The organism is Maribacter sp. 4U21, assembly GCF_002742365.1.
Classification (GTDB): domain Bacteria; phylum Bacteroidota; class Bacteroidia; order Flavobacteriales; family Flavobacteriaceae; genus Maribacter.
In genome coordinates, this window is the sequence record NZ_MDGN01000066.1 from 13,087 (window position 1) to 34,101 (window position 21,015).

General features: G+C 40.2%; 21 protein-coding genes. 19 read left to right on the top strand and 2 right to left on the bottom strand.

Annotation, left to right across the window (positions count from 1 at the left end):
* Positions 1-36 precede the first annotated feature (36 nt).
* From BFP77_RS13700 to argH, 19 genes are all read left to right on the top strand, one after another.
* Positions 37-1,383, top strand: a complete 1,347-nt coding sequence (locus tag BFP77_RS13700; RefSeq protein WP_099574590.1) for an NAD(P)/FAD-dependent oxidoreductase — start codon at positions 37-39, stop codon at positions 1,381-1,383.
* Between the two features lie 12 nt (positions 1,384-1,395).
* Positions 1,396-2,976 carry a 4Fe-4S binding protein gene (locus tag BFP77_RS13705; RefSeq protein WP_099574591.1) on the top strand — a complete coding sequence of 527 codons (1,581 nt, stop codon included), beginning with the start codon at positions 1,396-1,398 and terminating at the stop codon, positions 2,974-2,976.
* 4 nt (positions 2,977-2,980) lie between these two features.
* On the top strand, positions 2,981-3,466 hold the full coding sequence (locus BFP77_RS13710) for a toxin-antitoxin system YwqK family antitoxin (protein ID WP_099574592.1): 486 nt from the start codon (positions 2,981-2,983) through the stop codon (positions 3,464-3,466).
* Complete coding sequence (locus BFP77_RS13715; RefSeq protein WP_099574593.1) at positions 3,466-4,155, top strand: glycosyltransferase family 2 protein; 690 nt, start codon at positions 3,466-3,468, stop codon at positions 4,153-4,155. The genes BFP77_RS13710 and BFP77_RS13715 overlap by 1 nt, the downstream gene beginning before the upstream one ends.
* 1 nt (position 4,156) lies before the next feature.
* Complete coding sequence (locus BFP77_RS13720; protein ID WP_099574594.1) at positions 4,157-5,641, top strand: cellulose synthase family protein; 1,485 nt, start codon at positions 4,157-4,159, stop codon at positions 5,639-5,641.
* Positions 5,642-5,802: 161 nt separating this feature from the next.
* Complete coding sequence (locus tag BFP77_RS13725) at positions 5,803-6,375, top strand: hypothetical protein (RefSeq protein ID WP_099574595.1); 573 nt, start codon at positions 5,803-5,805, stop codon at positions 6,373-6,375.
* A gap of 487 nt (positions 6,376-6,862) precedes the next feature.
* Positions 6,863-7,645, top strand: coding sequence for an agmatinase (gene speB / locus BFP77_RS13730; RefSeq protein ID WP_099574596.1), 783 nt, complete (start codon positions 6,863-6,865; stop codon positions 7,643-7,645).
* Positions 7,646-7,699: 54 nt separating this feature from the next.
* Complete coding sequence (locus BFP77_RS13735) at positions 7,700-9,043, top strand: mannosyltransferase (RefSeq protein WP_099574597.1); 1,344 nt, start codon at positions 7,700-7,702, stop codon at positions 9,041-9,043.
* Between the two features lie 236 nt (positions 9,044-9,279).
* Positions 9,280-9,897 (top strand): GNAT family N-acetyltransferase, encoded by a 618-nt coding sequence (locus BFP77_RS13740; protein WP_099574598.1) that lies wholly within the window; start codon positions 9,280-9,282, stop codon positions 9,895-9,897.
* Positions 9,894-11,081: an argininosuccinate synthase gene (gene argG, locus BFP77_RS13745; protein WP_099574599.1), complete on the top strand. Its 1,188-nt coding sequence runs from the start codon at positions 9,894-9,896 to the stop codon at positions 11,079-11,081. The genes BFP77_RS13740 and argG overlap by 4 nt, the downstream gene beginning before the upstream one ends.
* A 78-nt stretch (positions 11,082-11,159) precedes the next feature.
* Positions 11,160-12,134, top strand: coding sequence for an N-acetyl-gamma-glutamyl-phosphate reductase (gene argC / locus BFP77_RS13750; protein ID WP_099574600.1), 975 nt, complete (start codon positions 11,160-11,162; stop codon positions 12,132-12,134).
* Between the two features lie 130 nt (positions 12,135-12,264).
* Positions 12,265-13,059 carry a pyrroline-5-carboxylate reductase gene (gene proC, locus BFP77_RS13755; protein WP_099574601.1) on the top strand — a complete coding sequence of 265 codons (795 nt, stop codon included), beginning with the start codon at positions 12,265-12,267 and terminating at the stop codon, positions 13,057-13,059.
* A 27-nt stretch (positions 13,060-13,086) separates the two neighbouring features.
* Positions 13,087-14,256 carry an aspartate aminotransferase family protein gene (locus BFP77_RS13760; protein ID WP_099574610.1) on the top strand — a complete coding sequence of 390 codons (1,170 nt, stop codon included), beginning with the start codon at positions 13,087-13,089 and terminating at the stop codon, positions 14,254-14,256.
* Positions 14,256-15,452 (top strand): glutamate-5-semialdehyde dehydrogenase, encoded by a 1,197-nt coding sequence (locus BFP77_RS13765; protein ID WP_099574602.1) that lies wholly within the window; start codon positions 14,256-14,258, stop codon positions 15,450-15,452. The genes BFP77_RS13760 and BFP77_RS13765 overlap by 1 nt, the downstream gene beginning before the upstream one ends.
* 2 nt (positions 15,453-15,454) lie before the next feature.
* Complete coding sequence (proB, locus tag BFP77_RS13770; RefSeq protein ID WP_099574603.1) at positions 15,455-16,219, top strand: glutamate 5-kinase; 765 nt, start codon at positions 15,455-15,457, stop codon at positions 16,217-16,219.
* Positions 16,219-17,154, top strand: a complete 936-nt coding sequence (locus tag BFP77_RS13775) for an acetylornithine carbamoyltransferase (protein ID WP_099574604.1) — start codon at positions 16,219-16,221, stop codon at positions 17,152-17,154. The genes proB and BFP77_RS13775 overlap by 1 nt, the downstream gene beginning before the upstream one ends.
* A complete protein-coding gene (gene argB, locus BFP77_RS13780) occupies positions 17,151-17,930 on the top strand; it encodes an acetylglutamate kinase (protein ID WP_099574605.1) in 780 nt (259 codons plus the stop codon). The genes BFP77_RS13775 and argB overlap by 4 nt, the downstream gene beginning before the upstream one ends.
* 1 nt (position 17,931) lies before the next feature.
* The gene (locus BFP77_RS13785) at positions 17,932-18,999 is read left to right on the top strand and encodes a M20 family metallo-hydrolase (RefSeq protein WP_099574606.1); all 1,068 of its coding nucleotides are present in this window, start codon (positions 17,932-17,934) and stop codon (positions 18,997-18,999) included.
* A 91-nt stretch (positions 19,000-19,090) separates the two neighbouring features.
* Entirely contained in the window at positions 19,091-20,368 is a 1,278-nt protein-coding gene (gene argH, locus BFP77_RS13790; protein ID WP_099574607.1) for an argininosuccinate lyase, read from the top strand.
* A 3-nt stretch (positions 20,369-20,371) separates the two neighbouring features.
* On the opposite strand, the gene BFP77_RS13795 is transcribed toward argH, so the two are convergent.
* Positions 20,372-20,686, bottom strand: a complete 315-nt coding sequence (locus BFP77_RS13795; RefSeq protein WP_099574608.1) for a hypothetical protein — start codon at positions 20,684-20,686, stop codon at positions 20,372-20,374.
* A gap of 48 nt (positions 20,687-20,734) precedes the next feature.
* Positions 20,735-21,015 (bottom strand): transposase (locus tag BFP77_RS13800; protein ID WP_143751840.1); only part of this gene is annotated, 281 nt, incomplete at its 5' end.

Sequence of the window (21,015 nt, forward strand, 5' to 3'; positions counted from 1 at the left end):
CTTTAGGCACGACACAACAACCAACAAAACCAATTTATGGAACATATTGTTATTATCGGCAACGGTATTTCAGGGGTAAGCGTAGCGCGCCACATTAGAAAACTCTCCGACAAAAAAATTACTATCATATCTGCCGAAACGGACTATTTTTTCTCCCGTACGGCTCTCATGTATATCTATATGGGGCATATGAAATTTGAGCACACCCAACCTTACGAAAATTGGTTCTGGAAAAAGAATAGAATTGAGCTGGTTAAAGGTTATGTAAAGCACGTACATACCGGTGCAAATAAGATAGAACTGGCAGATGGTACCGCTATTGATTATGATAAATTGGTTATCGCCACAGGTTCTAAACCGAATAAATTTGGATGGCCAGGTCAGGATTTAGCAGGCGTACAAGGACTTTACTCCAAACAGGATTTGGATAATCTTGAAAAATTCGCTCCAGACAAAGAAACCTGCAAAAGAGCCGTCATCGTTGGTGGTGGACTCATAGGCATAGAGATGGCAGAGATGCTCCGCAGCCGTAAAATACCCGTAACTTTCTTGGTACGAGAAGACAGCTTCTGGAACGGCGTACTACCTTCAGGTGAATCTGCCCTGATCAACGAACACATACAGGAACATCACATAGATTTACGCCTCGGCACTAATCTTGTTGAAATTTTGTCCGACGAAAATGGAAGGGCAAAAGCGGTGGTAACGGACAAAGGAGATACCATTGCCTGTAATGTAGTAGGCTTAACGGCGGGAGTTTCTCCTAATATAGACTTCTTAAAGGAATCCGATATTGAATTAGGACGTGGTGTAAAGGTGAACCGTTTGCTGGAAACCAGTGCCAAAAACGTTTATGCTATCGGAGATTGTGCCGAACAGCACGAGGCTATTGGCAACAGAAGACCAATAGAGGCAGTTTGGTATACAGGAAGGATGATGGGCGAAACTTTAGCGCAAACACTGTGCGGTAATCCAACGGAATACAAACCGGGACATTGGTTCAATTCTGCCAAATTTCTAGATGTGGAGTACCAAACCTATGGTTGGGTATTTAGCGAACGGGGAATGAAGGAGTACGAACAACACTTCCATTGGCGCCATAGCAAAGAAAAAATTTGCATTACCGTAGCCTTCCATAAAGAGTCTAAATTATTCTTAGGTATAAATACATTTGGGATACGCATGCGCCACGAGATTTTTGACAAATGGCTTACCGAAGAAAGGAGCGTGGATTATGTTATGGAGTATTTAAAGGATGCGAATTTTGATCCTGAATTCTACAAACAATACGAGGGTGAGATAGTGGCCAAATACAACTCGGAATTTGGAACCGGTATAAACCCAAAAAAGAAAAGTTGGAAACGAATTTTCAGTAACGCTTAACCCATCGAAAGAATGAAAACAATAAAAAATATAGGGCTTGTCATTTTTTTGATTGGATTGGCAATTTTTACCGTATTACCTGTAATAGGAACCTACAAGATATCAAGTACCGATTTTAGTGAATTCGTAAACGAAAAAGGCATAAAAAGCGATTTGTTCATTTCGGATTTAGAAAAAAATGTTGTCAATCAATCCTTTGATGGCATGTTGGCCTTTGCACCTATAATCACTGATGCCTTAGAAAAAGCAAATGCGCAACACCGCAAGAACAAAGAATACAAAAAGGTCATTTACACCAAACCCCATGACATGGCTGCCCAACTTGGAAAAAAAGCGGGTAGCGGTTTCATTGTAGAGAACAAGGGATTAATGTGGTTCCTTACTTTTGGATTAGGAATTATAGGAGCTTTACTCTTTATACTCCCCAATGTGGTACTATTGGGTCAAAAAGGAATTAAGAACGATGGTATCTACCATGAGAGCAGCACAAACAAAGGTTGGGTTGCGTGGTTGGTGTTTATCTTTCTCGTAGGTTTCTACCTTATTCTTTACTTCCGCTCGGAATATGCGGTAAACTGGACCTATCTGGTAGACCCGATCAGTGAAAGCCTTAGCGGTAAACCTGCGGGACATTGGTTTGTATACGGTTTTATGTATTGTGTTGTTATGACCGTTATGGCCGTGCGCATGTACATTAAGTACCGTCATAACATCTACCAAATAGTTCGGACGACCTCTGTACTATTTTTTCAGATTGTATTCGCCTTTTTAATTCCTGAAATCATGGTAAGACTTCAAATGCCGTATTATGATTTTAAAAATGCCTTCCCGCTAGATTATGATTTCTTCTTTCAGTGGAACCTAAAATCGCTCATCAATAGCGGCGGAATTGGTATGTTCATTTTATTCTGGGGTATTATCCTTACCCTGGTCATTGTTCCCGTAATGGTATACTTTTTTGGAAAAAGATGGTACTGCTCATGGGTATGTGGCTGTGGTGGACTGGCAGAAACCCTGGGCGACCCATATAGACAGCACTCTAGCAAATCTTTATTTTCTTGGAAAGTGGAACGTTGGTTGATTCACAGTGTATTGTTATTCGCCTTGGTCATGACGGGAATGACCCTGTACAGCTTCTTTTCAGAAACGGGCACCGTGTTGGGCTTCAAAACATCGGGAGTACAAAATACTTACAGCTTGTTGATAGGTTCCGTGTTCGCCGGTGTAATCGGTACGGGCTTCTATCCTATTTTTGGAAATAGGGTGTGGTGTAGATTCGGTTGCCCTTTAGCTGCTTATTTAGGCTTTGTACAACGTTTTAAATCACGTTTCAGAATTACTACGAATGGTGGTCAGTGTATTTCCTGTGGTAATTGTTCTACCTACTGCGAACAGGGCATAGATGTAAGGGCCTATGCGCAAAAGGGCGAGAATATAGTCCGTTCTAGTTGTGTAGGCTGTGGAGTTTGTTCGGCCGTATGTCCACGTGGTGTACTAAAACTGGAAAACGGTCCGGAAGAAGGTCGTATTAATCCAACGCAAGTTCTGTTAGGAAATGACCCCGATTTGATGGAATTGGTAAATAAAAAATAGTGCTATGTCCCCTAAATCATTCATTGTTGTAGTTTTTTTATTGGTCGTTTGTTCTTCCTACGCACAGGATAAAACCTATAGTAAAACCTATCACCCTAACGGAAAATTAGCTTCGGAAGGGTGGTTGCGCTATAACGTTCCCACAGATTATTGGAAATTCTATCATGAAAATGGAAGAATTGCCGAGCAAGGAAGTTATAAATATGGCAAGAGAGATAGTTATTGGTATTTTTTCGACGAATACCGGGTACGTACCCAAGAGGGGCACTACCAAAATGGCGAAAAAGTGAATTGGTGGTTATTTTATGACAGTAAAGGGCGTATTAATCACAAATGCCAGTTGAGCAAAGGTATAAAAAATGGGTACTGTCTTAAATATAGCGATGAGAAGCTTACTTCTGCCGAAAAATATAGCAATGGAAAAAAAATCAAGGAATGGACTAGCTTTGGCGCTTTTACCAAAGAGAACAGTTTATCCGATTTAAAGTAATGACCCAAATTAAAGTAATTATCCCCGCCTTTAATGAAGCAGATTCTATTGCCAAAGTAATTAACGAGCTTCCTGAATCCGTAGCTGAAATTATTGTTGTGAACAACAATTCTACGGACCATACCATCCAAAATGCACAAAACGCTGGAGCAACGGTACTTACGGAAGAACAAAAAGGGTATGGTTATGCATGCCTCCGTGGACTTGATTATGTTGCACAACAGTCCAAACAACCGGATATCATCGTATTTATTGATGGAGACTATTCTGATTATCCTGAAGAGTTGGATAAGGTAGTGGCCCCAATTTTGGAAGATGATATCGATTTTGTAGTCGGGGCAAGAAGAAAAAAATTGCGAGAAGAAGGATCTATGACACCGCAACAGGTTTTTGGCAACTGGTTGGCCACATTTCTGATGCGCCTGTTCTTTAGGGCAAATTTTACGGATTTAGGTCCTTTTAGGGCCATTAAATACGAAAAGCTCAAGGAATTGGAAATGCAAGACAAGACCTATGGGTGGACTGTAGAAATGCAATTGAAAGTTTTGCGAAAAAAAATGACATATACCGAAGTACCAGTACGTTACAAGAAAAGAATTGGTGTTTCAAAGGTGTCCGGAACTGTAAAAGGTAGTATATTTGCGGGCATTAAAATATTGGGTTGGATTTTTAAATACAGTATAAAATAATATGGGACTTACTATTTCTTACATCATTATTGCAATTTACAGTATTTCGCTGCTATTGATTTTCTTTTATAGCCTAGCTCAACTGAATCTTTTGGTGAATTATTTAAGTCAGAAAAGACAAAACCAGACCGCTCCCAAATACAACTTACTAGATCCAAAGGAAATTCCCTTCGTGACCATACAGCTTCCCGTTTACAACGAGGAATATGTCATGGAACGACTTTTAGAGAACATCGCAAAAATAGAATACCCAAAAAGTAAATTGGAAATTCAGGTGTTGGACGATTCCACGGATGACTCCGTTATCGACACGGCAAAAAGCATTAAGGCGTTAAAGGAAACCGGGCTGGACATTCAGCATATACGCCGAGAAAATAGAACAGGTTTTAAAGCAGGTGCTTTAAAGGAAGGTCTAAAAATAGCGAAAGGGGATTTTATTGCCATATTCGATGCAGATTTTCTTCCATCGGCAGATTGGCTAAAGAAAACGGTAGTGTACTTTAAGGACGAAGAAATAGGGGTGGTACAAACACGCTGGGGTCATATCAACAGAGAGTACTCTACCCTAACGAGGATTCAGGCTTTTGCTTTGGATGCCCACTTTACCCTAGAACAAGTAGGGCGTAATGCCAAAGGGCACTTCATCAATTTTAACGGTACCGCAGGTATCTGGAGAAAAGACTGTATTATAGATGCGGGTAACTGGGAAGGTGATACCTTAACGGAAGACCTGGATTTGAGCTACCGCGCACAGTTAAAAAATTGGAAATTCAAATATTTAGAGGACGTAGAAACTCCGGCAGAACTTCCTGTCGTGATCAGCGCGGCACGTTCGCAACAGTTCCGTTGGAACAAAGGCGGTGCGGAGAACTTTAGAAAAACGGTTTGGAGCGTTATAACCGCGAAGAACATTCCTTTTAAAACAAAGTTTCACGGGGTTATGCACTTATTGAACAGTTCCATGTTCCTATGTGTTTTTATCGTGGCCTTATTGAGTATTCCCATGCTCTACATTAAGAACATGTACGGTCATTTAGGATGGGTTTTTGAAGCTACGAGCTTCTTCATCGTAAGTACCATTATTCTTTTTGTCTGTTATTGGTTTACCTATAAAAGTATTCAGGGAAGTAGTTTTGATAATTTTGTGGACTATATTAAACTATTCTTCACTTTTTTCTCTGTAGCCTTAGGGTTTTCGTTACACAATTCCATTGCCGTGCTAGAGGGCCATATGGGCAAGCGTAGCGAGTTTGTACGTACCCCAAAATTCAACATCAATAACCTTACGGAGAGCTGGAAAGGTAACAAGTATTTGGCTAAAAAACTATCGCCCAATATGATTTTGGAATTTGCACTCATGGTCTACTTCCTATTTGGGATGTATAGTGCCATACCGTTGAACGACTTTGGTCTGTTCCCGTTTCACTTTATGTTGTTTTTGGGATTCTCTTTTGTATTCTTTAAATCCTTGACGGCACGCGCCTAAATCGAAATACGTTTAAAAAAATTATAAAGGATAGCCTAAACCGCTATCCTTTTTTGTTGGCCGTAATCTTAAGTTTGGTATCTTGTTGGTAAAATAAGCATAAATGTACCCTGGTACGTTTATGCTTATTTTACCAACTATTATATAAAATCTAACCAAAAATGAAAACCATTATTACACTACTCACAATTTTAACCAGTCTAACTGTATTTTCTCAAACCTACAATGCCGAATTTCATAAACGTAAATGGAAAATAGGTAAAGAAAAAATAATTAAACAAAACCGAATAACGAGATTAGAGGGTAGGAACAATGCCTCAGCTATTACAAATATCTATTATGAAACGTTGGAACAATCAATAGCAAACCTAAGAAGAACAGCTGGAAAAGAAATGTGGTTGCAGGAAAAACTAGATAGATTAATAAAGGTGAGTAGAGAAGTTGCGATTGGCGGTAATATCCACATACTAATTGAAAGACCTACTATAGATGCAGCAAACATGGAATATTTCTCAATTATCATCAAAGATTCAAAAGACAAAGAAGAGTTATTTAGAAAAGATTTTGAAAACGTAATTCCAAATACACCCGCAGGGAATAGCGACTTATGGAGTAATTATGAAATCCAAGTAATTGACAATAATCCAGGAGATAGTTTTAATGTTTACATCATTGACAAACTTGGATTTTATAGTACTGGTAAGTATAAATTTTTAGTCCAAACTGGAATTTAAACAATTTAATAATGTTTATTTAGAGTGCAAGAATCGAGAAAGTTTACGCAGTTGGTCTTTACTAAAACGCAACTGTTGCGTTAATTGACTTTGCACTCAGTCTGAAAAAACAGTTGGTCCCAAAAAGTAACCGTTACGCAAGTCCTTAATCCCTGAAAACACAATACTATTTAAGCCGCTCTAAGAGGCTTTTTTCTTACTCAATCAGTATGGGTAAAATTTTGCAGCCATATAAAGGCTAAGAAAATATCTTGAACAGCCTTTTTTACAAAGACTTTAAAAGCAAGCATTTCCGCTCCACTTTATCTCGTTCTTGGGATTTTGTATGCTTTAAATCGTTAACGGTAAGGGCTTAAAATTTTACCCGAAACTATATACTGTTGAGAGGGACGACAAGAAATTGTTGTCCGTTTTTTGTTGACCTGAATTGCCAATCTGGCTTATCGTTTAGTATCTTGCTTTTGAGCATTAATCAAGTTAAAAATCCATGACCAAAATCAATATCCAAGGGCTGGAGTGGGATAAAAAATCTTCCTTTCAACAAGGTCCCGCCAAAGCACCGACACTCATACGTAAGGCATTGTATTCCGACTCCATGAACCTATATTCGGAAAATGGAATTTCCATTGAAAATGAAGGCGTCACGGATAAAGGAGATTTTAAAATTGATGATTATTTTGATATTGAAGACATTACCCAAAATCACCTAGCATCGGGCGCTAAACTACTTAGTTTTGGAGGAGACCATTCCGTTACTTTCCCTATTATAAAGGCTTTTCATCAGCACTATCCCAAACTGGATATCCTACATATAGATGCTCATGCCGATTTATATCACGATTATGAAGGAGATCCTTACTCCCATGCTTGCCCTTTTGCCCGTATCATGGAAAAAGGTTTTGCAGTAAACTTGGTTCAAGTGGGCATACGAACCTTAAACTCGCACCAAGCGGAACAGGCAACCAAGTTTGGCGTTGAAATTCACGAAATGCGAAATTTAGACCTGACTAAGATTCCTAAATTCGACAATCCGCTTTATATTTCATTGGACATGGACGGTTTTGACCCAGCCTATGCACCGGGTGTTTCACACCATGAACCGGGTGGCCTATCTTCCCGGCAAGTCATTAATCTCATCCAAAATATAGAGGCTACAGTTGTGGGTGCCGATATCGTGGAATATAACCCGGACAGGGACGTGAATGACATGACCGCCTACTTAGCGGCTAAAATGACAAAGGAGCTCCTCGCCAAGATGATGATAAAATAGGTTTTCTTTCCGTTTAAAAACCACTACATTAGTCAGAACAATCAACCTATAAAAATGTCCAATAGCTTAATTACATATGTGAAACTTCACAAGGTTTCGCTAGTGTTGGCTTTTTTAAGCATTGCATTCTATTACACCTTTGCCTATCATCTTGAGCGAACCGATTTCATAAAATTAGTAACGCTTTTCGCAGCACTGTTTTTTCTCTGCTTTAAGCTCATCCAGTTTGAAAAATGGAACTTTCGGTTTCTATTGATCATTGGTATACTTTCCAGATTGGTCTTTCTTTTTACGGAACCCAATTTATCCCAAGATTTCTATCGTTTTATATGGGACGGGGAACTGGTAAGTAATTTCCTAAATCCATATTTAAACGTTCCCGATACACTTATCGGGCAATCGGATTTGGTCATTGCCAATGCACAGCAACTATATGACGGCATGGGTAGTCTAAGTGCTCGGCATTTCAGCAATTACCCCTCTTTGAACCAACTATTCTTTGCTATTGCCGCTATCCTTGGTGGAAAGAGTATTTTAGGTTCAATAGTCGCTTTACGTGGAATTGTTATACTGGCGGATATCGGAATTTTTTACTTTGGGCGGAAACTATTAAAAAATCTCAATCGCTCTCCACACCTTATATTTTGGTATTTCTTAAACCCCTTGGTCATTATAGAGCTTACGGGCAACCTCCATTTTGAGGGGGCGATGCTTTTCTTCTTCGTGTGGGCCATGTACCTACTTTCCGTAAACAAATGGCAATGGGCGGGTGTGGTTCTTGCCTGTTCCATATCGGTGAAATTGGTACCCTTGTTATTTTTACCGTTGTTCTTAAAACATTTCAATTTTAAGAAAAGTCTCTTATTTTATTCGATTATAGGAGCTACTTCCCTAGTATTATTCGCGCCATTCTATTCTTCGGAATTCATACATAATTACTCGAAAACCATAGGGCTCTGGTTTTCTAATTTTGAATTCAATGCGGGCCTATACAACGGTATAAAAAAAATAGCGATTCAGTTTGAGGCCAAACCATGGGAACTGATTAAGACTTATGGTAAACTAACGCCAATTCTTACGATAGCCATTGTACTGCTATTCACTTTTCTGAGAAAGAATCAGAACTTAACGGTATTACTTTCTTCCATGCTGTGGATATTGACCTTGTACTATTTCATCTCGCCAACCGTGCATCCTTGGTACGTGATTTTTTTGGTGACCCTAACCATATTTACCTCATATCGCTTCGCTTTGTTATGGTCTGCCGTGGTAGTTTTGAGCTATTTTGCCTATTCCCGGACCGATTTTAAAGAGAGTTTATGGTTGCTAACCATTGAGTATCTTTCGGTATATGCCTATTTGATTTATGAAATCATTACACATCGTAACAAAAAGTGAAGTTTTTGTAAAATTATTCCTTCGCTTTAGGATAATTCAATATTAATTGTACATTTGAAGTGTAATGAAAACAAAAGCATACATAACTTCTTCTCACTGGACCTTGGTTCCGGTACGTTCTTTTGTTCCCGTTCGCCGTCGCCCGTAAGGGTACTATAGAACTTATGGAAATAGGTGAGTCCATTTCCGCACAAACACAATCATATTTATTTTTTATCTCTTAAAAGCCAATAGCAATGAAACTAGTTGTTGCTAACGAATCACATTTTAAATACGCCCATATCATCTCCGATACTATTGGAGAATCTGCCAAAGTGCGTGGTACGGGCATCGCAAAGCGAACTCCGGAGTATATTCAGAAAAAGCTTCAGAACGGTAATGCCGTCATTGCCCTGGACGGGGAAACTTTTGCCGGTTTCTGCTATATAGAAGTATGGGGGCATGAAAAATTCGTTGCTAATTCCGGACTTATCGTTCATCCTGATTATAGAGGTCAAGGACTTGCGAAAAAAATTAAGCAACGCATCTTCGATTTAAGTAGAACCAAATTTCCGGATGCCAAAATATTCGGTATCACTACTGGTTTAGCGGTGATGAAAATCAACTATGAGTTGGGCTACAAGCCGGTAACCTTCTCCGAACTAACGGACGACCCCGAGTTTTGGAAAGGCTGCCAAACCTGCAAGAATTTTGATATTCTTACCAGGACGGAACAAAAAATGTGCCTTTGCACGGGAATGTTGCACGACCCAAATGCCCAGCCTGCAGTAAAAAAAGACAACGTAAACAGTAAGGCCTTTACAAGGCTAAAAAGCATAAAAGAGCAATTGCTCTTAAAAAAGAAAACAAAATGAGCAAACTAGTTTTAGCATACAGTGGTGGTTTGGATACTTCTTACTGCGCAAAATATTTATCACAGGAAAAAGAATATGAAGTGCATACGGTAAGTGTAAATACCGGTGGCTTTTCTGCGGAAGAAATTAAAAGTATCGAAGAGAAAGCATTGCAATTGGGAGCCACTTCCTATACATCTATCGATGCCGTGAAGACATTTTACGAAAAGGTGGTGAAATACCTCATCTTCGGGAATGTCCTAAAGAATAACACCTATCCATTATCCGTTAGTGCCGAGCGAATTGTACAGGCAATTGAAATCGTAAATTATGCCAAGAAAATAGGTGCGAGCCATATAGCACACGGCAGTACTGGTGCCGGTAATGACCAGGTACGTTTTGATATGATTTTCCAGATTATTGCGCCAGAAATAACCATCATCACCCCTATTCGTGACAATAAATTATCGCGTGAAGCGGAAATCGCATATTTAAAAGAAAACGGAGTGGATTACCCATGGGAAAAAGCGAAATACTCCATAAATAAAGGGCTATGGGGGACCTCGGTTGGCGGCGAGGAAACACTTACTTCGGAAAAACCATTGCCCGATACTGCTTATCCAAGTCAGTTACAAGAAAAAGAACCCTCTAAAGTAAAACTCACTTTTGAGAAAGGAGAATTGGTGGCTATTGATGGTCAAAAAGACAATCCCGTCGCAAATATTGAAAAGTTAGAAGTAATAGCTTCTAAATATGCCATTGGCAGGGATATTCACGTAGGTGATACGATAATTGGCATTAAAGGTCGGGTCGGTTTTGAAGCTGCAGCGGCACTTATCATTATAAAAGCACACCATTTATTGGAAAAACACACCTTAAGTAAATGGCAGCAATTTCAAAAAGAACAACAGGGAAATTTCTACGGAATGCTCTTGCACGAAGGCAATTACTTAGACCCTGTCATGCGAAACATAGAAGCTTTTTTAACCGATACGCAAAACACCGTTTCAGGCGATGTTTTTGTGGGGCTGTATCCGTTCCAGTTCAGATTACACGGTATTTCATCGGCACATGATTTGATGAATGCCTCTTTTGGTAGCTATGGTGAAATGAATAAAGGCTGGACGGCCGACGAGGCTAAGGGATTTATTAAAATACAGTCCAACGCGAGTAAAATATATAACTACGTCAACGATAATCTATAATTCAAATCTATACTAGTTTCCCTCCTATAAAGGAGGGATAAAGGGAGGTCTAAAACGCATCACAATTAAATTCTAAACATGATCAAAGCAGGTATTATAGGCGGTTCAGGATATACAGGAGGTGAACTCTTGCGAATACTGTTGCACCATCCGGCAACGGAAATAGATTTTGTATTTAGTACGACTAGGGCAGGAAAGAAAATAACAAGTGCTCACCCGGACCTACTGGGCCTTACCGAAATGGAATTTACGGGAAATGTAAATCTGAACGTAGATATCGTTTTTCTTTGTCTTGGACATGGAAACTCAACGAAATTCCTAAAAGAAAATCAATTTTCAACGTCGACCAAGATTATCGATTTAAGTAATGATTTCAGGCTACAGGCCGATGCCAATTTTGATGGAAAACAATTTGTCTACGGCCTCCCTGAACTTCATAGGTCTTCCATAGAAAATGCCAATTATATTGCCAACCCGGGCTGTTTTGCAACGGCGATTCAATTAGCGCTGTTACCGCTAGCCAAAGCCAAAAAGCTAAATGATGCCGTGCACATCAATGCGGTAACGGGGAGTACTGGAGCAGGTGTGAGTCCGTCTGCTACATCGCATTTTAGCTGGCGGAATAACAATGTAAGCTGGTACAAACCTTTTACCCATCAGCATTTAGGAGAAATAAACGAAAGTTTAAAATCGCTACAAGCAAATACGTCCGACCTTTTCTTCCTTCCCAATAGAGGGAATTTTACTAGGGGAATCTTGGCCACAGCTTATACCATTTTTGATGGTAGTTTAGAAGATGCACAGCTACTTTATAAAGATTTTTATAAGAATGCCATGTTCACACACGTAGCTGATGAGCCCATACATTTAAAACAAGTGGTAAATACAAATCAATGTCATATTCACTTACACAAACATGAAGGCACATTGTTAATTACATCGGCCATTGATAATTTATTAAAAGGCGCATCAGGACAAGCGGTGCAGAACATGAACTTGATTTTTGGATTAGAAGAGGATTTAGGACTGAACTTGAAAGGGAGCCCCCTCTAATTCCCCCAAAGGGGGAGAATTAGTACTCAGCCAGTTAAAGAACAAACTATGTCAATAGAAATAATTAAATACACGTTGAATTTAAACCACCCCTGCTAATTCCCCATTTGGGGGATAGGGGGCTTATAGTATGAAAATAGCAATCATAGGAGCAGGAAATTTAGGCTTATCCATAGCCAAAGGAATTTTAAATAGTAACGGAGCTACCAGCATGTTCCTCACGAAGAGAAATCTTAAGGACATTCAGGATTTTGAGAAGTATGGCAATGTAACTGTTACTACAGATAACAGAGCTGCTGTACGTAATTCGGATATTCTGATTTTTGCCGTGCAACCCGGTCATTTTGCCAACATATTGGAGGACGTAAAGGACCTGCTTGAAGAAAACCATGTGGTAATTTCTGCCATTACGGGATTCAGTATCGATAAGATTGAAAAGCTCATCGGCGCCCAACATTATATCATTCGTAGTATGCCGAATACCGCTATTTCCGTTGGGCAGTCCATGACCTGCATCTGTAGCAATGAAATGGGTAAAAAACGAATAGAATTGGCCAAGGCCATCTTTAACCGTATGGGGCACACTATGGAAATTCCCGAAACACAGATGCAAGCGGCAACCGTTATTTGTGCCAGCGGTATCGCTTTCTGGATGCGCTTGATAAGGGCTACCACGCAGGGCGCCATACAATTGGGCTTTGATGCTAAGGAAGCACAAGAACTGGCCATGCATACCTGTAACGGTGCGGCAAATTTGCTTATTGAATCCGGTAATCATCCAGAAGAAGAAATTGATAGGGTCACCACGCCCATGGGCTGCACTATTCAGGGACTGAACGAAATGGAACATCAAGGCTTAAGCTCTTCGTTGATTCAAGGAATCGTCGCCTCATTCGATAAGATTACAGAATTTAAAACAAAGTAAGATTCGCTATAAGTTAAAGCTAAAATGATGAAGTTATTTGATGTATATCCACTCTACGACGTGACTCCCGTTTCCGCAAAAGGAATTGTGGTTACCGATGACAAAGGTCAAGAGTATTTGGATTTCTATGGAGGTCATGCTGTAATTTCCATAGGACACGCACATCCGCACTATGTTAAGCGTTTAAAGGACCAATTGGATAAAATAGGATTTTATAGTAATGCCGTTCAAAATCCTTTACAAGTAACGCTTGCCACCAAATTAGGAGAACTTTCTGGCTGCGAAGACTATAATTTGTTCTTGTGTAATTCTGGTGCGGAAGCTAATGAAAATGCCTTGAAAATGGCATCCTTCCAAACAGGAAAATCGAGGATAATCGCTTTTAAAAATGGTTTTCACGGGCGTACCTCGGCGGCTGTGGCCGCAACGGATAACGTGGCTATCAACGCTCCCTTGAACAAACAGCAAAAAGTGACCATTCTCCCTTTGAACGACATCGATTCCTTTAAGACAGAAGTTGAAAAAGGAGATGTATGTGGCGTAATCATCGAAGCTATTCAAGGGGTTGGCGGTTTAGATGAGCCTACTACGGAATTCTACCAGAAAATAGCGGAGCTGTGCAAGAAAAATAGTGTTGTTCTCATTGCGGACGAGGTGCAGTCCGGTTTTGGAAGAAGCGGAAAATTCTTTGGTTTTCAACAACACATTTCGACTACGCTAAATGCAAGTCTGGATACGGAGCGAAGCCGAAGTATACGACCTGATATTATTAGCATAGCCAAAGGAATGGGAAATGGTTTTCCCGTAGGTGGCGTGCTTATTCATAAAAGCATCGAAGCAAAATATGGTCTCTTGGGTACTACCTTTGGTGGTAATCATCTCGCCTGTGTTGCCACAATGGCCGTATTAGAGGTTTTAGAAAAGGATAATCTTATAGCAAATGCAGCAGCACTGGGAGACTACTTCAACAAAAAAGCAGCTGAGATTCCACAAGTGAAACGGGTTAAAGGACGAGGATTGATGTTAGGATTGGAATTCGGTTTTGAAGTTTCCGAACTGCGAAAAAAACTCATTTACAATCAGAAACTATTTACGGGTGGGGCTAAAGACAAGCACGTGCTTCGCATTCTGCCTGCGCTTAATATTACCAAGGCACATATCGATATATTTTTCAACGCCTTAAAAGCTGAACTCTAGTGAATACGCAACTTAACATTGAACAGCGAAACGGCGTCCTAATTTCAATGACCGGACTCATTGAAGAAAACAAGGAAGTTATTCTCGCTGCGAACAAGACCGATTTAAATAGTTATTCCGGTGACGATATTTCTATGCGCGATAGACTAATGGTAGACCGCAGGAAGATTGACGGGATGCTTTTATCCTTGCGCCAATTGGCCGCAGAATCGGACCCCTTAGGAATTGAACGATTTGCCGCCACGCATGAAAACGGGATGACCATTAGTAATAAAACAGCACCTTTCGGCACTATTCTTATTATCTACGAGTCCAGACCCGATGTTACCATTGAAGCTGCGGGCATCGCATTTAAATCTGGGAATAAAATTTTATTAAAAGGAGGAAAGGAGTCCCTGAACAGTAATTTGGTATTAGTGGAGCTATGGCATAGGGCGCTACAAGAGCATAATTGTGCTACCGATTGGGTGACTTATCTACAATTCGACCGAACTCAAACGCAGGCCTTTCTGGAGAAGCCTTCACAAAAGCTGGATTTAATTGTTCCAAGGGGTGGAGAAAAATTGATAGCTTTCGTAAAACAGCATGCTACCTGTCCGGTTATCGTAAGCGGACGTGGAAACAATTTTGTATATGTTGCCGCCGAAGCCGATTTACAAATGGCTTTGGATGTAATTATTAATGCCAAGGCTACAAAAATATCGGCCTGTAATGCTCTAGACAAGGTTTTAATTGCTAGAGACCTTCCAAGAAAACAGGAGTTTCTACAACTCTTGGTACAGCAGTTAAAAAAACATGAAGTAACCATGCTAACGGACCATAAATTAAAGGGATTGGAAGGCACCACCGAAATGGAAAACGAATCGGTTTGGTATGAAGAATTCTTGGACTATAAAATAGTTATTGGTCAGGTTCCGGACGTCAACGAAGCCATCGCACTTATAAACACCTATAGCGGTGGACACTCCGCAGCAATCATAACAGCGAACAACGAGACGGCAGCAAATTTTATGAGCAACGTGGATTGCGCTGCGGTATATCATAATGCCTCTACACGTTTTACGGACGGGGGGCAGTTTGGACTAGGGGGTGAGTTGGCCATTAGCACGGACAAATTGCACCAAAGAGGACCTATTGGCCTACAACATTTAGTGACCAACAAATGGTATGTAAAGGGTAACGGACAAACGAGGTAACAATGGCTAAGAAAAGAATATTATTGAAAATCGGCTCCAACACCCTGACAAAGGAAACGAATCAAATATCCCGCGGAAAAATCGAGGATATTGGTCGGCAGATTGCCAAGCTTAAGGATGATTATGAATTTATCATTGTAAGTTCCGGAGCTATTGCCGCTGCAAAACAGTTTGTAAAGCTAGAACACAATGGAGAAGAAATTAACGTAAAGCAAGCATTAGCAGCTATTGGTCAACCTCACTTAATGCGAATTTTTCAAGAAAATTTTAGGGAACTGGGCTTATTTACATCACAGTGTTTGTTATCCTATTCCGATTTTGAAAAACCAGAATCGCAGGAGAATATCAAGAACACCATAAATGTTTTGGTCGCTAACAATTTTATTCCCATTATTAACGAAAATGATACAGTTTCTACAGATGAAATTCAGTTCGGGGACAACGACAAGCTCGCTGCTTTAACGGCTGCTTTGTTGCAAGTAGACTTGCTACTAATTGCCACTAACACCGATGGCATATACAAAAAAACCTCTATAGAAAATGGGCATCCAATGACCATTGCAACAGTTGCTAACATTGATGATCTTAAGAATGAAATTAGTTTGGCGAAATCTTCACATGGTACCGGTGGAATGCATTCCAAGATTCAGGCTGCAACTATAGCTAAAGAGGCAGCCTTAGAAACATGGATCATTAATGGATTAAATGACAATTTTATAACGGATGCGCTTCAAGGCGTTTCTAGCCATACCAAAATATTAAGTTGATGAAAAATTATATTTCCGTAAACGATATTGATAATCTTTCTGAATGGGTAAACAACGCTCGCAGTCTTAAAACAGACCCGTTTGCACACAAGAACCTAGGTCGTGGAAAGACTATTTGCCTATTGTTCTTCAACAACAGTTTAAGAACGCGCTTAAGCACTCAAAAAGCGGCTATGAATCTTGGTATGGAAGTCATGGTAATGAATTTTGGAAGTGAAGGTTGGCAGTTAGAATTTGATGACGGGGCGGTTATGGACCAAGGAAAATCAGAACACATTAAAGAAGCGGCAAAGGTAGTTTCTCAGTTCTGCGATATCGTTGCAATTAGGGCTTTTGCATCTTTGACCGATAAAGAAAAAGACGAGGCAGAAGTAGTTTTGAATGGGTTCGTCAAACACGCATCTATCCCTGTGGTAAATATGGAAAGTTCCGTTGGGCATCCCCTACAGGCGTTGGCCGATGCTATAACATTAGCAGAGCATAACATGAAAGCAAAACCGAAAGTAGTGCTTTCTTGGGCACCACACCCAAAAGCATTACCACATGCAGTAGCAAATTCCTTTGTTGAAATGATGCACTTGCAAGATGCGGAATTTGTAATAACACATCCTGAAGGGTATGAGCTGGACCCTCAAATCACCAAAAACGTTCAAGTGGAGTACGACCAGGAAAAGGCTTGTGAAAATGCCGACTTTATCTACGTAAAAAACTGGAGCAGCTATTCGGACTATGGTAAAGTTTTAAATCAAGATTCAAATTGGATGATGACCCAGGAAAAACTGGAAAGTGCCAAATTTATGCATTGTTTGCCCGTTCGGAGAAATGTAGTGGTTGAGGATGCCGTTTTAGACGGCAATCAGTCGTTGGTTATTGAACAGGCCAACAATAGAACCTTTGCAGCGCAGGTAGTGCTGAAAAAGATTTTGGACTCATGAAGCAAAAACTATCCGTCATAAAAATCGGTGGTAATGTCATCGAAAATAAAATGGAACTTTCAAAGTTCTTACAACTTTTTGCTGGCTTGGACGGACTCAAAATTTTAGTCCACGGAGGTGGAAAACTTGCCACCCAATTGGCAACCAAATTAGGTGTTGAATCCAAAATTGTCGGTGGTAGGCGTATCACGGATGCTGAGACTTTGGAGGTCATCACCATGGTTTACGCTGGATTAACCAATAAGAACATCGTAGCGCAATTACAAGCGAACGATTGTAATGCTATTGGATTGAGTGGAGCTGATGGTAATGTCATCCAAGCACACAAACGTCCCGTAAAAAAAATCGATTTTGGTTTTGTAGGCGATGTTGATAGTGTAAATAGTACTATGCTCACAAAACTTTTAGATACTGGTTTAACGCCAGTATTTTGTGCGATGACCCATGATGGCAACGGACAATTATTGAATACGAACGCTGACACCATAGCCTCCGAACTTGCCATTGGTATGAGCGAACTGTACGAAACCACCCTTTATTACTGCTTTGAAAAGAAGGGGGTTTTGATGGATGTTGCAGATGACGATTCCGTCGTAGAACATATCGATTTGAGAACATACCAACGGCTTTTAAAAGACAACATCATTGCGGACGGGATGCTTCCCAAACTGGAAAATTGTTTTCATGCCTTGAACAAAAATGTGAGTAAAGTATGTATCGGACATCCCGCTATGTTGTACTCAGAAAATGAACTTTTTACAACGATTACCTTATAAAATGGAACAGACAGCTTTGACCCAAAAGGCCATTGATTTATTGATGAAATTGATTGCTATAGAATCGTTCTCTGGTGAAGAAGACAAGACAGCCGATGCCATAGAAAATTGGTTCCGAAATTTTGACATCCCCTTTGAACGTATTCATAATAATGTCTTTGCTAAAAACAAACATTGGGACGATGCAAAGCCAACCCTGCTTCTGAACTCGCACCACGACACCGTAAAACCTAACCAAGCCTATACCAAAGACCCTTTTTATCCACATATCGAGGATGGTAAATTGTACGGATTAGGAAGTAACGATGCTGGTGGCTGCTTGGTATCGCTTATCGCTACGTTCACCCATTTCTATGCATCAGAGGACCTCAACCATAATATTATGATGGTAGCTTCCATGGAAGAGGAAAATGCCGGCAAACATAGCTTAAGAGGATTGCTCCCTAGTTTACCTAAGATTGATGTGGCCATCGTTGGCGAACCAACGCTAATGAACTTGGCTATTGCCGAAAAAGGTTTGGTCGTTTTTGATGCCGTTGTAAAAGGAACGCCCTCGCACGCCGCACACCCTAATGATAACAATGCTATTTACAATACTATTGAAGTCTTGGAATGGTTCGAGAACTATAGATTCGATAAAACCTCCGAAGCCCTGGGTGATGTTAAAATGACGGTCACTCAAATCAATGCAGGCAGTCAACACAACGTTGTCCCTTCTCAAGTAGCATTGGTGGTTGATGTGCGTGTTAACGATGCTTATTCTAATAAGGAAATCGCAGATTTACTCAAATCCGAGGCTCCCTGTGAAATTAAAGAGAGAGGGTTAAAACTAAACTCCTCCAAAATTGACAAAGACCATCCTCTGGTACAATCGGGTATTGCTTTGGGTAGAACCACTTACGGTTCCCCTACCCTTTCGGACCAAGCGGCACTGACTTGTCAGTCCTTAAAATTAGGGCCAGGGGATAGTACGCGCTCCCATTCCGCAGATGAGTATATTTACATATCGGAAATTGAAGAAGGTATCGACTTGTATATTAAAATACTAGGAGGATTTTTAGCCCCCTAGCCCCAAAGGGGAATATCTTGGTAGACCTATGAAAAGTTCAACTGCCATTCCGAGCGCAGTCGAGAACTTATATAAACGAAAATAAAATACTATGAAACTCTGGGATAAGGGATTTAGCACGGATAAAAAAATAGACCATTTTACTGTTGGTAATGATAGGGCGTTAGATTTACACTTGGCAAAGTATGATGTCATTGCCTCAAAAGCTCATGCCAAAATGTTGGGAAAAATTGGCTTGTTATCAGATAAAGAAACCAACGACTTGGTTAATGAACTGCATCTTATTGGAATTTCCATCGAAAAAAATGAGTTCGTCATAGAAGACTCTTTTGAGGATATGCACTCCAAAATTGAATATCTATTAACGGAAAAGTTAGGAGATACTGGCAAGAAAATACATACCGCACGTTCTAGAAATGACCAAGTTTTGGTGGCGATGCATTTGTATTTAAAGGATGAACTTTCAGAAATAAAAGCACAAACTAAAGATTTGTTCGATGTACTGATGCTGCTTGCGGAGCGTCATAAAAAAGTACTTTTACCTGGTTATACCCATTTACAAATTGCCATGCCTTCTTCTTTTGGCTTGTGGTTTTCTGCCTATGCGGAAAGTTTGATTGATGATTTATATTTCATTGATGCAGCGTATAAAGTAGCGGACCAGAATCCTTTGGGTAGTGCGGCCGGTTACGGAAGTTCTTTTCCCGTGGACAGAACATTTACCACAGAAGAAATGGGTTTTAAATACATGAAATATAATGTAGTAGCCGCCCAAATGGGAAGGGGAAAAGTAGAAAAAGCTACCGCATTCGGAATGGCGAACATTGCCGCGACCCTCTCTAAAATGGCCATGGATATTTGTTTATATATGAGTCAGAACTTCAACTTTATTTCGTTTCCCAATGAATTAACCACGGGGTCCAGCATAATGCCGCATAAAAAGAATCCGGATGTTTTTGAACTGGTAAGAGGTAAATGCAGTAAACTACAGGCCATCCCCAACCAACTAACACTGGTTATCAATAATCTGCCAAGTGGTTACCACCGAGATTTGCAATTGGTGAAGGAAATTATTGTTCCTGCAATACAGGACATGAAGGCATGCTTAGAGATTCTAACCTTCAGTTTAAAGGAGATAAAGGTGAATGACGGCATTCTAGAAGACCCAAAATACGATTACCTCTTTAGTGTGGACACATTAAATGAATTGGTACAAAACGGAATGCCGTTTCGCGATGCGTACAAAAAAATGGGGCAGGAAATAGAAGCTGGGACTTTCTCCCCAAAGCGTGATATTGAACATACACACGAGGGCAGTTTGGGCAATTTGTGTCTGGAGGAAATCAGGAAAAAAATGGATGCCCTATAAAACCTATTCTAAAACTTCAACCTCATGCCTTACTTCTACTTCAAACTCTTTGGGATAAAAAACTTTCCACAAAATGAAAAAGATCGGCAAGGATATCGCAGCCATAAATGCAAGCTTATACATAGTCTGTACTCCTTTAATAGACCACAATTGTAAGACGAAGGCAGCAAAACATCCCAAACAAAGTATCCCGCAGATAATAATGGAAAAGAAGGTTCCCAAGCCATCTGGTCCCGCATCTGCATAAAACAGCAAATAATAACAGAGGGCTGCGAAGAATAAGGTCAACATCGCTAAAATCCAAGTAATAGGCTTCATCCTTTAATATTAATTATTAGGTAAATAAATTTAAATAGAGGTCAGTAGTTAACTGCATATTAGTTTGGACCGGTATACTTTTTCTTTTCCGACCATTTTAGTTATCAGGTTGTTGAATACGGTCGCCTTGCTTTGGGAGCGGTTTATCCTGAAGCAGAACTCGTTGAAATACCTGTTGATATGAAAGTCGCTCACCCATGAATAGGTCGTTCTAATCCAGGACTTTATCTGGTGTATCATGGTATGCAGCGCCTTGAAGTTGGCCCCCTTAGCGCTTTCTATCTGGTTTATATCGTAGACCTTTGCGATGGGCCTGTACCCCTTCCATT